Genomic DNA, 12,486 nt, shown 5'->3' on the forward strand with positions numbered 1-12,486 from the left:
TAATTACTGCGATGATCAATTCCATGGCAATCTCTACTGCAGTTGCAGCATTCATCAATTCAACTGAATCTCTATTGATGAAGTATCGTGAGCTAGCAACACTTCAGCAAATTGCCAAGAAGTCGCTTGCTCTTAAACAACCTTCGCTGGCAATGCTCCAAAGCAGAGAATATCCGCATAGTGTCGGAAGCTTCGATGGAGTGATACCTAGAATCAGACATTCTACTTATGCCTGATCTTGCTGAATTCCAGTACCTTTTAAGCATCAATTCACCTGAAAATCATTGTGCATCAAGTTCTTCTGATCGCTCAATTGCTGACATTCGACACCGATGGAGGGTTTCAAAGCTGGGTTGACAGTCGCCCACCTGAAGAGCTTTGTGAGCTGTACCTGACAGGCATGATTGATGACACGATGCTTCCTGGCGGGCGGGCAAGTGACCCATGCCAGGCTGTCAGTGACCCGTCGCGCTTTATCCCCAAATAGCACATCATCTCCATATTTGGGCGTTGTTCCCAACCACCTGTCTTCCGCATTACTTGCCATCACTCATTGGGTTATGGCGGGCAATTAGCCGATGAGCTGCTGAATCAGCTTGAACATAAAAAAACGCTCCTTTAAAGGGGCGTGCTTAGCTTCTCAAGCGCGACTTCAATAATGGAAATCGCCCTCAAGGCACTTAAACCATTGAGAAGATGTGATTGAAAGTCAGCTCACTTGGAAGGAGCTTTGTTATCACTAGGCTGATCCTTGTGATGATCAGCATTTGGATTGTTGCAGCACATCGGCAGAAGCTCGACTGTGATAGTCATAACAGCGGGCAGGCATATTAAAACTGAAGATTGCCTGAGAGTCACATTCTCGAGCAAACATGAGAATGATTATCGGCCTGGAACCGGCAATCGTGAGAATTGTTTTCATTCGGCGGTAATGCATCATGCAGGTAGAAACCAGCAATAACAAAGGCAGTTGCAGCAAGCTTCTGAGCACTTTTGTTCAGATCCCACCCCGCTAAAAGCAGACGAATCTGACTCCATTGAACCCGTCCGAAAAGGGGCTGAAACCGTACCTCGATGGACGGCTGGCCCCCTTCCAGGCTTGGTTGAGAGGTCATAGACCGGTCAGGTCCCACCTGGAGGCACCCATGGCAACTGCAACACTTCTGGCTGATGAACGCTATTGGCAGGATCTTGCTGCAGCTCAAATGCGCCGAGAGCGACTGGGAAGGGCCGAACTCCTGAATGGACGTTTGGCAATGCTTGGCTTTCTGGCTCTGATCGGCACTGAAACATTGCTCCACCAAGGTCTCCTGACAACACTTGGCATTGGCCTCTGACTGGAGATAGCTATGACAGAAACCAAACTTCGATCGAGACCAGAGATCGACTACACACAGCTGCTCAAGGAGATGGACAAGCTCGATCAAGCCGACCGCTTGCTGATTCACCGCAGAGGCAAATTGCCTTGAAAAATTGCTGCGCACACCATCAAGCTGCGATGTGCACAAGCAGTTGAAGTGTCAAGATGCGGCAGAACTCTCACTAAAAGCGCTGACCAACCGACCTGGAACAAAGCTCCGGGCGATCAGTCGGCGAAGCGGAAGGACTCAGGGGATGCTTTCGCAGGTTTGCGGCAGGCAACTCACCTGCTCGTTGAGAACAACCTCGACAATGGCGTGGATATAAGCAGCTCGGCGCAGGTTGTTCATGCTCTGAGATTGAGGGGTGACCCCGGTCATGGCGGCAATGACCAGCTTCAAGGCGGCGAGATTTTCAGCACGGTTCATGGTTGAAGTGTCAACTGACATCACCTTCAGCGGGGAGATCGCCACTGACCGTGATTCGGATCCTTTTGCGCGTGATTCCACTCACACGTTCAGAACACCAACGGAGGTTGCCGCCCCAGGTCGATTGACTGCATATCAACTCACATCTGAATTCCAAGCCAAGTGGGAACGGCCTTTGGTGACAGGAAAGCTGGCGAAGCAATCATTCACACGATTCGAGTGCCTGCAAGTGGGGGAATCTCCTAAACATGCTCAGCATTGATATCTTGATGTCAACGCTCCTTCCGGGTCATGAACGATCAGTGAGGGCCACTGGACAGAGAAACTGGTAATGATCACTGGAGCCCAGACGAATATCGATAAGCAATGAGCTCATACATTTTCTATAAGCGATCATCATTGTCTGGAATCAAGACACGCTGGCGGATCCATCACTGCCACAACTTCCTGTGAACACCGACTCTGAATTTGAAAGAATGCACAGAGAATCAATCGGCCCGCAGCGACTCCATGACGAATGCAGCAGAACAGCAAGTGATCGACCTGGGGGACGAACAATACGCTTTTGATTCATTGAGCGACCAAGCAAAAGAACTTGTGAACGGTCTGCAGGTTGCTGATGCCCAGCTACAGATCGCCCATGACAAGCTCAATGTGATGATGTTTGCACGACGTTCGTTGCTGGATCAACTAGCAGCAGAACTGAAAGACGTCGAACCCATCAGAAGTTTCTAAAAACAGGATTCTGCTGAACCTTCATGAGGAGATAGGGCAAGCACCTCAGTCTCACTTAAAGCACTGTTTGGATGATTCGCCATACCAAGCGAGCGAGGATACAAGTCATTGAGATTTTCGGACTAAAAAGATAAAACCAAATAACCACTATTTCGTCTCAAAAGAATCAATGATGATTTACGCCAAAAAAACATATTACCGACGAGCCCAATGCTGCAGCAACAAGTCAACACGATGGAAGCAAAATCGCGAAATTCAGATTACTTTTTTACAGCATTCCAATAAATCCGCAGACTCCAAAACCCAACCAACAAGCAACCCTGGTCACAGGAAACAAACCATTATTCCTGTAACGGCAATGGTGGAACAGCGCCAAGATGATATTGACAACTAAGTCTCCAGAAAAAAACTGGCATTTTGGATCCACCATTGACTCAAAGTGGTTGGTTTTTTTCCCGTCAGACTCACAAAGTCATGCGTAACACGAGTTGCCTGACCTGCTCGGAAAGCATCAAGGTGACACATCACCTCAATATCAACATTGGACTCCGTGAAACCAGCTTCTGTGAGCATGAGCCTCCTGAATTCATCTCTTGGCATATCTTGATAAACAATGCTTCGATCAAGAGCTTCTGAAGCAGCAGCCGCTACTTCTGTGAAAGTCACTGCTTTTGGCCCAGTGATCAAATATTCGCGTCCAACATGTGCCTCAACTGATGAGGTCAGCACAGTGATAAATGAATCTATGACATCGCTTAATGCGACAAAACCAACCTTTGCATCACCTACGCACGAGATCAACATATTTTCGACTTGAATCAATTCACGAAATGGTTTGAAGTTGCTCTCCATAACTGTCTGGGGACCAATGACCGTCCAAGGTAGACCGGATGCACGCATGGCCTTCTCTGTGGCAAGGCCTGCCTGACCAAGCGCATCATCGTGTTCGACACCACCCGTCAGAAGTACGATCTGCGCTCCGTTGCCAGAGCTGATCATGGCCTCAATGACATTACGCTCTCTAATTTCTTTCAGGTGATCCATGGGTGCATTGACCAAAACCTTGTCAACACCTTTCATTAATTCAATCAGACTTAAGGGATCATCCATATCAGCCCTTACAAATTCTGCACCGGGAGCGTCGAGGGTTGCGAGTGCCTTCTCTGATCGTCCGGTGGCCCTCACTGGCACCCCCCTTTTTGCCAATCCTTCAACAACAGGGCGGCCAAACATCCCGGTGGATGCCATTACCAAAATCATCGCTGTCAATCAGCTATGGAAATGGATTTAGCTGTATTTGCGGAATTTGGCAACAAAGCAACGATATTACGATTCAGCAGACAACGCTCCGTCAGTAGCAAGAGACAAACTTGCATTCCGAAAGAAGCTGACTGTCATTGTTCTGAATAAGCATGAATCACCGTACTCTCAATGATATGCCCTGCACCGCGGATCATTTCTTTATTGTCTTCAAAAAGTTTCTGTGCAGCACCAACAGGAGCTTGATGAACTGCGCAGACCTTAGAGGGATTATCTTTGCTGACTCCACGAAAAAGAGACTTAATTCCTGCTTCAGCATGCATTTTGACGACATCGTCGCTGTCATAGATCGCCGCCCACTCCGCGAATGGAACACTGAGATCAAAAGTCCAGACGGTGGTTTCCATGTTCAAATACTGACAGTGAAGTTTCACACACCTTGGCACATATCTTCGCTGGTTGTCATGCCGAGTGAGTATTCGCGCATGAGAGGGCTTCGCTTCAATATATGGAGACCCAGATGCCAACGAATCAGATCATCCCAACCAGAGTGACTGCTTCCCTGAACCGGCTGAGGAGATCCAAGTTCAAGCCCCAATCAACCTTCGTAAAAGAAGCAATTATCTCAATCAAAGCGAAACCAATTTATAGCCTTAAACAGACATAAAGCCTGCTTGCAACATCCAGGCTTTCAGTTCAATCTGAGGAGATGAATGCGACTTTCAGGATTCGCACGGTCGAACAGACCGATGTTCCTCTGATCAATGACTGGGCACGTCGTGAGGGTTTCGCGCCTGGCGCGGGGGATGTTGGAATCTATCGCCAGACAGACCGTCAAGGCATTTGGAAAGGTTGTCTCGGAGGGGAGCCTGTCGGATGTATTGCAGGGATTCGCTACAACCATGCCTATGGATTCATTGGGCTTTACATCGTGCGCCCGCAACAGAGAGGGCATGGCTATGGGGTGAAACTCTGGCAAAAGGCGCTTGATCATCTCCATGACGTCAGCTGCATTGGGCTTGAAGCAGCAGAAAACAGAGTTGATGATTATTCAAACTGGGGATTTCAACCTGCCTCAATCACCACACGATGGCAACTTCATTCTCAATCCCGGCAAGCCCCGAACGCAATATCAACAATCCCTGCAGGACTCAGGTTGATCTACGGAAATGATATTCCTGAACCGAAGATCCAGATTTATGACGCCGATCGTGAACTCAGCCCAAGACCTCACTTTCTCTCCGATTGGCTGCACCATCCGGCCGGTCATGTCGCAGCACTGCTCGATATGCAGCAGAACTGCCACGGATTTGCCCGCATACGGCCATGTCTGCTCAAGAAGGATGCCGGCTGGCGCATCGGACCGTTACTCGCTGATACGCCTGAACTGGCAGAACTGTTGATCCTGAATCTGCTTGCAACAAGAAACGGAGTGGTCATCATTGATTCCCCCGGGGGCAATGCACTGGCATCTCCTCTGCTTCACAAACTCGGGTTCAGGCCTGCTGGCCGAACTCTGCGGATGTACAGAGGTGTCATGCCGTCCCGAAAGCTTGATGAGGTCTACGGTCTGGCCTGCCTTGAGCTTGGCTGAGGAGGCAAAGCAGCATGCAGGAGATCAAAACAGCGTATTCAGCGTGGTCATGAGGAATCAGTTGCAACTGTTAGCCAGCCACTGAACAGAGAGAGGTCCCAGAAACCTTGGGATGAACGGTTCCTGGAATCATCTGATGGGATTCAGGTTTGAGAAACGACTTAGCTTTTCACCTGTTCTGGGTTTGAGACTTGCGATGGACGGGCTGTTAATGGAATCCGACCTGCAGAAAACAGCGACCGCAGCAAGAACTTCGCTTATCGCGTTTGCCGTCACATGGATTCGAGAGAACTGCACCGAGGAGGAACGCGAGCGCATGGAGTGGGTCAGCAAAGCAGATCTCAGGAAGGACAGTTCTTTCGGTTGCGAGACCAGTGAAGAGCACAATCAACGCCTGGAGAACGTGCTCAATCAAGCCGCTGACGGAGTGATCGGGGTACTCGCTGACCATTGGGGAATCACTTCAATCAGAAACCTGCTGCCCTGTGATGACAATCCAGAGAAGGCTGAAACCAATGGCATGTGACATGAGGCGGCCGCTCAGGAGTGGTTCCCGCAACAGATCAAAAGAGCCTCGCTCCAGTTGATGCGGTCGCTGGATTGATCAGAAGCAGGATGCTGTTGTCTGTTAGCCAAAACTTTCATCCTTGCTGCTTGAGTGAAAACCTGACCCTCTGCTGAGCCAGATAAACCACATGTGCCGGCAAAGTGTTTTTGTCCATAAGGGTCTCCTCTAGGAACCTTTGCGGTCTATTCCTGCTGAGTCCCATTGGGGAGTTATGACAGCCGTACTGGGAGGTTGGGTTCTGCAAGTGTTGTCGAGGCAACCCATCAGCGCCTCGCTTTTGTGGCGACTGGGAGGACATCTGCATCGGTCGGACCAATCAATGCATTGCTCAAGAAGTGAGGCTTGGGAGCTTGATACTCCCTTGACAGCCTGTAAGCAGACTCTCAGGCGCGAACTGATCGGCACGACGCCGAGGATGATTTTCCTTCGCTGATTGATGTCTTCGACACATTGCAGAGTCCGCGTCAGATGCCAGCTTTGAGTTCCAATTGGTCAGAGGTGGCTGGTTGGTCGTTCAGGCGCTGGTGGGTTTCAGCGCCGGAACGTAAGAGCAACAGCGAATGATCCCGCTCGGCACACACGCGCCGAAATCAACAAGGGCAACACTTTCACGTTGCTGCATGACATCCACGACACACAGTGGCTGGATCAACTGTGATAAACATCCGCAATCACGAAGCGGAACAGTCATTCACAGTCATTTTTTATACAAGCATCCTGATTTTCAGGATTCAAAAGGCGATCGTCGTGTGCAAGCGCGTCTTGGAATGGTTGTGTTCTGGGTTCTGGCACTTCAGAGAAATCAGGGGGAACAATCGCCGCTGCTGACCTACGGAGTGTGTGACAGAACGCGAGACGCTCTGTCCCTTCCTTAGCCACAAGCCTGGACTGGACATGCTCAAATCCAGCTTGAGCGCTGAAGAGCTACTGGGTCAGATCGTTGCGTCCCACAGTCAGCGGGGGGGGGGCAAGAGCAAAGCAGCTGCAACATTTGAACGTTTACATTTCGCAACGCTTTCGCTAACTTGTTACGTAACTTCACTTCAGGCATCCGTGTCCAAGCCACAGGGTCATGCTCAGGCCGTTCCGGAAATTGACTACGAAGAACTCCTTGAAGAGATGGAAAAGCTTGATGTTGCCGACCTGATGTTAATTCATCGAAAAGTGACACTCCGCTAAAGACATTGAGTGAGAGATTGAGCAAGCGATATTCGCAATCATCAATCTCTACAAGTCAAAACACTAGAGTTAACTATAAACACCAATCCTCCGAGAATAAAATTCAAGCCTAACCCAAAAATATTAGTATAACCTTTACATCAAATATACAAAATTTCAATGCATTAGTGCAACATTTTTGAGTTGATTCAATATGATGAATGGGTACTCAAATCAGTTGCAGCACAGCAATCATCATCTGACGAGCTCTCCAGAGAGATCAGCAGATGTGGGCTGATTGAATCGCCAACAAAAGTCTTTGTGCTTCTGGGTAAGAATCAGCTGCGAACCGTGGGCTTTTGGCTGTGCTTGGTTGGACGCTGGCGACTTTTCAGTGCCTTGAGCATCCCTTTTTCAAGCGACGTCAGCTTGGGAGAGGTCTCGTGAAGCGCAGCCCTGGCTCGTTCCTTGGCGGCGTCCATGAACCTCTCTGTCTTGTCTTTCGCTTCGAATCCCATGGTCTTCAGTAAGCCCTCTATCAAAAGCTACACAAACAAAGCGGAGATGTCCTCAAAGCCACCGGAACCAGATGCCAGAGGAAACCGACCATCCCTCAGTACGGCCACAGCCTGGAGCTCTCACTTCTCTGACATCCGAGAACAGCTGGATAATCCGCAGTCAATTCAGAAAAACAGGGTTAGAAGTCGATCCGGCACTAACACACAAAGATTCACAACCCGCGCACAGCCTGAAAAATGCGTTGGTGGTTATTTCAAACTGCATGCAACTACAGCAGTCTTTCGGGAAGCAGATCCTGAAATTGTTGGATACCAGTCACTTTTTGTTTGATCCACTCTGATATATCGATAAGTGAGGTCGTTACACTGATATTCCGCTTTGCTAATTCCTCGATTGTTGCTCAATTCAACAGTAGCGACAGAATCCTTTTTTGAAAGAAGCTTCACTCTCACACATCGTTTGGCATCGCAGCCACCTTTGCACCATCCATCATTGCAATCATCTGCAAACACGGGAGCAATCAACAGAGCAGAAGCAGCGAGAGTCGAAAAGGGAAAAAAGCGTTTCATCAGCATAAGCCACTTTTTTATCGTAGTCAGGGTTCAGGAAGATGGAAAGATCTGCTCTGCAATCGTCAGCATCAGGTCGCAAAATTCACAAAGACAACGTCATCAGAACACATCCAAGCGAACGTCTATCAAGACAGACTGAGTAAAGCCTGACCAAGCAAAACCTGAAGATGTCAAAACAAGTCAAAGAGATCGTCAATGAGACGAACGATTCTCGCCCCCGACGCTCATTTGACGCGCGCGCTGAATCTTGACCCAAGCCTGGCCAAGGATCGTGGCTTTTCTGATATCAACACGACCGAGGTCGGGGTCATTTGGGAACTCCCCTCTTTCAACAGCCAGCAGCTCATCTCGTTCATCTTGCGTGAGCATGGTTATTTGAGTAATCACCAGCAATCTAGACGATTACACAATAATAAAGGAGACCGTAAAAACACGGATACAAAAGCGTCAACAGGATCAGATCGTCAGTCGCGACAAGGAACACACCCTGGCCAAGAACATCACGATTGATCTTTGGGTATGAGCGTCAACTTCAACATATAAAATTGATGACAAAGGAAAAACCTTAAAGCACTGTTGATTACATTGTTATTGCAGCCGTCGGAGACAGTTCAAGCGCAACAGACCATTGAAGCCACGTCTCAACACTGAACAAATCCTGGCCTTGGCAGCAAAAAAATATCACTAAATTCAATAAGCTTTAATGCCTATAGCCCAGGCTATCAGGGCACCTTAGAAAGCTAATGACGCCTTAGGCGCAAATTGGGTGTGATGGTCTTATCAGCAATGCTGGAATGCCATGCCTTTAAACAATGATGGCCCTCCTTTCCTCGGTGTCAAAACCGGAGATCTGGTGCTTGTGCAATCATGCCTGAATCCCGATCCAACGGATACAAATTGGTGGATCGGCTGGGTTATAGGAAATCCGGAGAAGTTCAGGGATATCCGTGGAGTCACAATGCTCACTGTCGTTGACACTGACTCAGGAGAGATTCGTCATGTCAATGCAGAACAAACAACACGCCTCAGCCTGGCAGGTATGGAACAGGGCAAAGTCGTTCCACTGGTGCGCAATTAACCAGCCGGAGAACAACACTTAAACCCTCATACTTAATAACGTCCATCTAGCTGACAAGCAATGGAAGAACCTTTGGCAAGCAAGATTGAAAAACCTGTCAGCACCTTGTTGACACTGGTGGCAATATTTTTCGCTCTAACACTGATAGCCGTCACAACATTCATCGGACATCGTGCATGGAATAACCAAACATTACTAACGCAGGCTTTCGAAAGTTGCATGCAAGAAGCACCGTTTAAGAACTCAACCAACTCCGGCAGTCCAGAGGGCAATCTTAATCCAGAAAACCTGCAGAAACATTTCGATGAGTTCAATGAGATTTTTGACAGAACAGGATTACCACCGATCTGGAACGGTACGAGGCTGGTTCCCTGGAGGGAATACCACAAGGAATCCATTCAGGTCGCTCAACAATGCCATCAACAGATTGGAATCACTCAGCCACAATTACAGCTGCGTGGTACGTACGCCAAGCCGGTCTGGGACCCAAAATCGGAGATCTGGCAATCAGAGCCTCCCACGACCTGATCAGTTCACCCCGGCAAAAGCAAGCGCGAATCTGACGGTCAGGACTCTTCATCAGACATCTGACATCTGACATCTGACATCTGACATCCACATGAATACAACGCATAGAAGGCACATTCCACGAGTCGAATGATCCACACCGTGGTGCGCGCTGTTGCAGCCACATCCGCCTGATCACAGACATCATCATGAGGTTGGATTAGGGGGGGGGCGTTGACAGTCAACAATCAGCCTCTGGCTGGTCTCACCGAAAACCAGCGTCTTGGCCTGTATGAAGTACTGCTGGACGTCCAACAGGCTGATGCCTGGTCATGGGAGCTGCCGGTCCTTCTACGCGATCGATGCTGGTTGCGTCTTGATCGCATTCGGCTCAGCCAGCTGAAACGTTATCTGCCCCCTGATGGGCGTGATGAGGCTCCGGAACTGATGCACTATCGGCTGCTGGTGACTGAAGGCATCGATCCACTGCTGGCACAGCAGACCTGCTGGCAGGAATTTGGAATGGAAGACTGTCAGAGAGCACTTCGTGACTATTGGAGAAGCCGGATCGAAGTTGACCACGGCTGGACTGCAAGGCGATATCGGCAGCTTGTGGGTCTATATAGAGATCGCATCGAAAATGGCATGACAACCGTACCGATGCTGGTGCTGGCACGCAGAGAAAGCGCCGAGGAGCACCAGATCCACTGGATCACAGAGATCACGCCAAGCAAAGACGTGACAAAGCCAATTCCACTCAGGTCATAAACAAACCTTTGAGAGCCACAAAAATGCTTCGCTGAATCAAGACAATCGTCAATTCAATTAAACATCAAACTTGATTGCAATGACATCTGACAATGCAATCAAGGAGAAATCCAGGCCACCGATTCGAAACTGAGAAAACACTCATGAGCAAGGGTGAGTAATTCCATGCATCAAAACCGGCAGCTCACAACCGCGATCAGGTCACTGAGAATCCTCGGAAGTGCTGTTTCTAAACTTCAATCAATCAATCAATCAATCAAGTAATCAAGTAATCAAGTAATCAAGTAATCAAGTAATCAAGTAATCAAGTAATCAAGTAATCAAGTAATCAAGTAATCAAGTAATCAAGTAATCAAGTAATCAAGTAATCGTACAAACAACAAAAAGCAAATAGCGACTTCAAACAGAATTTCGGCAAAACATCCAAAAACCTTATGATACGGAGAGCAGTATTATATTGACCGTCTTTCGCTGGGCCATAATGGTGGTCAATAACGATGGGTAATGATGAGTGACGCGAGACCGAGCTTCTGCGACTTCAAAGCCAACTACGAGTCACAGCCTGAGAAATGGAGAAAAAGACTGATGTCGATTTATGCAACCGACCAAGATGTAGCAATCGCTGCATGGACTTTAATCATGTCCATGGATGACTTAATGCTCGAAGTTGAAGAAACAGCTGAATTTCTCGAACAACTTTACTCTCGCAAGTAAATCGTCATCATTACTTACATAATGTCGCCCGAATCACAAAATCAATCACCGCAGAGCGTAAATCAAAAATCCTGTGCACTGATTAGGAAAATCATAGGGGAATTAGCCTTATTATTGATTCTTCTGTTGGCAGTTCCCGATGCATCACAGGCGGAAGTTCAACAATACAATGTCGTCACGGACGAATTTTACGGCTTGAATGCAGAGAGAATATTGCTTGTTCCTACCCCCGAGGAAGCTGATCAAGTAATCCTTATGACTGGCAAATGCAAAAGTCGTGGACCCACGGAAATTTACCTCGAAGACGATCCAATCAATGCCCGAGAGAAATGGTACATCCTTTCAGACAAAGATAATATAAATCCTGACATGCAAATCTGCATCACCGGAAATTTACCTGCGTGGTTCGAAAAAGTTGCGCTTACAAACTAAGAATTGCCATAAAACAGTAACCACGACTATATTAGGTCTACAACACATCACTCACTTAAATGGCAATCAAAACGATTGATTGATACCAGGCTTTGAGCTGAATCATCGGATCACAAGAGCGGTGCAACACAACAACAACCTCAGCAAATATTGGCAGTTCCTTGAACAAAAGCATAAACTATTTCTGATATCGCACCACGTTCAGATCTACATGGAAATCGATCAGCGAAACAATCAATCAACCCGCATTGAAGGAAAACATTTGCATTTACTGGCTAAAAAACAACAACCAAAGACTCTTTCAAGTCAAATAAGGCAACGCAATAAATCATATGACACAGAGTGTCCTACAGCTTCTCGACTTCCCTTGCCATGATCAATCAGCGGGGAAGTGAAAGGCCTTCGCACGTTGTGACAACCCGACGAAGCAGCAATGAATGCGGCGTCGGGTTAGTCAGCGTCTAGCGGGTCCTACGCAGCCTTACGACGACGCATTGCAGGGATCGGGAGAGAGCGTCTCACACTTGCAAGCTGCTCTTCAACTCTCCTGCTCACAGCCGCAAGCACAGCTTCACTGGCCCAAAAGGTATAGAGCTGAACTGCTGTCACAAACAGCACTGCACCAACAATCACCAGAACAAGGCCCGAGAGCTCGCTGAAATCCATCAATGTCTTAGATCTCCTTACTCTTCGATAGTCGTCAACAGACCATCTGTCAGCGATCCCGACGATCCGGTCGCGAATCTTTAACCCAGTCGAGCTGGCAAGTCTCACGAGGAGGTCCTGAAGGGTTG

General features: G+C 48.2%; 16 protein-coding genes. 11 read left to right on the forward strand and 5 right to left on the reverse strand.

Going from position 1 to position 12,486, the window contains the following annotated elements; genetic code table 11:
• Positions 1–23 precede the first annotated feature (23 nt).
• Both SIB56_RS08125 and SIB56_RS08130 read left to right on the forward strand, forming a co-directional pair.
• Positions 24–236, forward strand: coding sequence for a hypothetical protein (locus SIB56_RS08125; RefSeq protein ID WP_413323467.1), 213 nt, complete (start codon positions 24–26; stop codon positions 234–236).
• 909 nt (positions 237–1,145) lie between these two features.
• Positions 1,146–1,337: a chlorophyll a/b-binding protein gene (locus SIB56_RS08130; RefSeq protein ID WP_413323468.1), complete on the forward strand. Its 192-nt coding sequence runs from the start codon at positions 1,146–1,148 to the stop codon at positions 1,335–1,337.
• Between the two features lie 270 nt (positions 1,338–1,607).
• Here the strand turns inward: SIB56_RS08130 and SIB56_RS08135 are convergent, their stop codons facing one another.
• Positions 1,608–1,787: a hypothetical protein gene (locus SIB56_RS08135; protein WP_413323469.1), complete on the reverse strand. Its 180-nt coding sequence runs from the start codon at positions 1,785–1,787 to the stop codon at positions 1,608–1,610.
• A 510-nt stretch (positions 1,788–2,297) separates the two neighbouring features.
• Here SIB56_RS08135 and SIB56_RS08140 point away from each other — a divergent pair.
• The gene (locus SIB56_RS08140; protein WP_413323470.1) at positions 2,298–2,522 is read left to right on the forward strand and encodes a DUF6447 family protein; all 225 of its coding nucleotides are present in this window, start codon (positions 2,298–2,300) and stop codon (positions 2,520–2,522) included.
• Between the two features lie 390 nt (positions 2,523–2,912).
• Here SIB56_RS08140 and SIB56_RS08145 read toward each other — a convergent pair whose 3' ends face one another.
• Positions 2,913–3,770 (reverse strand): NAD(P)H-binding protein, encoded by an 858-nt coding sequence (locus SIB56_RS08145; RefSeq protein ID WP_413323471.1) that lies wholly within the window; start codon positions 3,768–3,770, stop codon positions 2,913–2,915.
• 146 nt (positions 3,771–3,916) lie between these two features.
• Positions 3,917–4,189, reverse strand: coding sequence for a DUF3764 family protein (locus SIB56_RS08150; protein WP_413323472.1), 273 nt, complete (start codon positions 4,187–4,189; stop codon positions 3,917–3,919).
• Positions 4,190–4,491: 302 nt separating this feature from the next.
• Here SIB56_RS08150 and SIB56_RS08155 point away from each other — a divergent pair, with 302 nt between their 5' ends.
• The 3 genes from SIB56_RS08155 to SIB56_RS08165 all read left to right on the forward strand — a co-directional run bounded on the left by SIB56_RS08155 (position 4,492) and on the right by SIB56_RS08165 (position 7,123).
• A complete protein-coding gene (locus SIB56_RS08155) occupies positions 4,492–5,376 on the forward strand; it encodes a GNAT family N-acetyltransferase (RefSeq protein ID WP_413323473.1) in 885 nt (294 codons plus the stop codon).
• Between the two features lie 196 nt (positions 5,377–5,572).
• A complete protein-coding gene (locus tag SIB56_RS08160; RefSeq protein ID WP_413323474.1) occupies positions 5,573–5,902 on the forward strand; it encodes a hypothetical protein in 330 nt (109 codons plus the stop codon).
• Positions 5,903–6,838: 936 nt separating this feature from the next.
• Complete coding sequence (locus SIB56_RS08165) at positions 6,839–7,123, forward strand: hypothetical protein (RefSeq protein ID WP_413323475.1); 285 nt, start codon at positions 6,839–6,841, stop codon at positions 7,121–7,123.
• A gap of 317 nt (positions 7,124–7,440) precedes the next feature.
• Here SIB56_RS08165 and SIB56_RS08170 read toward each other — a convergent pair whose 3' ends face one another.
• The gene (locus tag SIB56_RS08170) at positions 7,441–7,620 is read right to left on the reverse strand and encodes a hypothetical protein (protein ID WP_413323476.1); all 180 of its coding nucleotides are present in this window, start codon (positions 7,618–7,620) and stop codon (positions 7,441–7,443) included.
• A gap of 801 nt (positions 7,621–8,421) precedes the next feature.
• On the opposite strand from SIB56_RS08170, the gene SIB56_RS08175 reads away from it, so the two are divergent.
• The 5 genes from SIB56_RS08175 (at position 8,422) to SIB56_RS08195 (ending at position 11,692) form a co-directional block, all read left to right on the forward strand.
• The gene (locus SIB56_RS08175) at positions 8,422–8,703 is read left to right on the forward strand and encodes a hypothetical protein (RefSeq protein WP_413323477.1); all 282 of its coding nucleotides are present in this window, start codon (positions 8,422–8,424) and stop codon (positions 8,701–8,703) included.
• Between the two features lie 289 nt (positions 8,704–8,992).
• Positions 8,993–9,271 carry a DUF3104 domain-containing protein gene (locus SIB56_RS08180; RefSeq protein ID WP_413323478.1) on the forward strand — a complete coding sequence of 93 codons (279 nt, stop codon included), beginning with the start codon at positions 8,993–8,995 and terminating at the stop codon, positions 9,269–9,271.
• Positions 9,272–9,331: 60 nt separating this feature from the next.
• Positions 9,332–9,799 carry a hypothetical protein gene (locus SIB56_RS08185; protein WP_413323479.1) on the forward strand — a complete coding sequence of 156 codons (468 nt, stop codon included), beginning with the start codon at positions 9,332–9,334 and terminating at the stop codon, positions 9,797–9,799.
• 213 nt (positions 9,800–10,012) lie between these two features.
• Positions 10,013–10,546 carry a hypothetical protein gene (locus SIB56_RS08190; RefSeq protein ID WP_413323481.1) on the forward strand — a complete coding sequence of 178 codons (534 nt, stop codon included), beginning with the start codon at positions 10,013–10,015 and terminating at the stop codon, positions 10,544–10,546.
• 735 nt (positions 10,547–11,281) lie between these two features.
• A complete protein-coding gene (locus SIB56_RS08195; RefSeq protein WP_413323482.1) occupies positions 11,282–11,692 on the forward strand; it encodes a hypothetical protein in 411 nt (136 codons plus the stop codon).
• A 471-nt stretch (positions 11,693–12,163) separates the two neighbouring features.
• Here SIB56_RS08195 and SIB56_RS08200 read toward each other — a convergent pair whose 3' ends face one another.
• Complete coding sequence (locus SIB56_RS08200) at positions 12,164–12,358, reverse strand: hypothetical protein (RefSeq protein ID WP_413323483.1); 195 nt, start codon at positions 12,356–12,358, stop codon at positions 12,164–12,166.
• Positions 12,359–12,486: the final 128 nt, after the last annotated feature.

The sequence above is a fragment of the Synechococcus sp. MIT S9503 genome (assembly GCF_047304175.1).
Lineage (GTDB): Bacteria > Cyanobacteriota > Cyanobacteriia > PCC-6307 > Cyanobiaceae > Synechococcus_C.

What these genes read in the sequence shown, in the direction of transcription:
- SIB56_RS08165 (WP_413323475.1), top strand. Translation starts at nt 6,839, where the DNA reads ATGCTCAAATCCAGCTTGAGCGCTGAAGAGCTACTGGGTCAGATCGTT.
- SIB56_RS08200 (WP_413323483.1), bottom strand. Translation starts at nt 12,358, where the DNA reads ATGGATTTCAGCGAGCTCTCGGGCCTTGTTCTGGTGATTGTTGGTGCA.
- SIB56_RS08170 (WP_413323476.1), bottom strand. Translation starts at nt 7,620, where the DNA reads ATGGGATTCGAAGCGAAAGACAAGACAGAGAGGTTCATGGACGCCGCC.
- SIB56_RS08135 (WP_413323469.1), bottom strand. Translation starts at nt 1,787, where the DNA reads ATGAACCGTGCTGAAAATCTCGCCGCCTTGAAGCTGGTCATTGCCGCC.
- SIB56_RS08180 (WP_413323478.1), top strand. Translation starts at nt 8,993, where the DNA reads ATGCCTTTAAACAATGATGGCCCTCCTTTCCTCGGTGTCAAAACCGGA.
- SIB56_RS08140 (WP_413323470.1), top strand. Translation starts at nt 2,298, where the DNA reads ATGACGAATGCAGCAGAACAGCAAGTGATCGACCTGGGGGACGAACAA.
- SIB56_RS08160 (WP_413323474.1), top strand. Translation starts at nt 5,573, where the DNA reads ATGGACGGGCTGTTAATGGAATCCGACCTGCAGAAAACAGCGACCGCA.
- SIB56_RS08145 (WP_413323471.1), bottom strand. Translation starts at nt 3,770, where the DNA reads ATGGCATCCACCGGGATGTTTGGCCGCCCTGTTGTTGAAGGATTGGCA.
- SIB56_RS08150 (WP_413323472.1), bottom strand. Translation starts at nt 4,189, where the DNA reads ATGGAAACCACCGTCTGGACTTTTGATCTCAGTGTTCCATTCGCGGAG.
- SIB56_RS08125 (WP_413323467.1), top strand. Translation starts at nt 24, where the DNA reads ATGGCAATCTCTACTGCAGTTGCAGCATTCATCAATTCAACTGAATCT.
- SIB56_RS08130 (WP_413323468.1), top strand. Translation starts at nt 1,146, where the DNA reads ATGGCAACTGCAACACTTCTGGCTGATGAACGCTATTGGCAGGATCTT.
- SIB56_RS08195 (WP_413323482.1), top strand. Translation starts at nt 11,282, where the DNA reads ATGTCGCCCGAATCACAAAATCAATCACCGCAGAGCGTAAATCAAAAA.
- SIB56_RS08155 (WP_413323473.1), top strand. Translation starts at nt 4,492, where the DNA reads ATGAATGCGACTTTCAGGATTCGCACGGTCGAACAGACCGATGTTCCT.
- SIB56_RS08185 (WP_413323479.1), top strand. Translation starts at nt 9,332, where the DNA reads ATGGAAGAACCTTTGGCAAGCAAGATTGAAAAACCTGTCAGCACCTTG.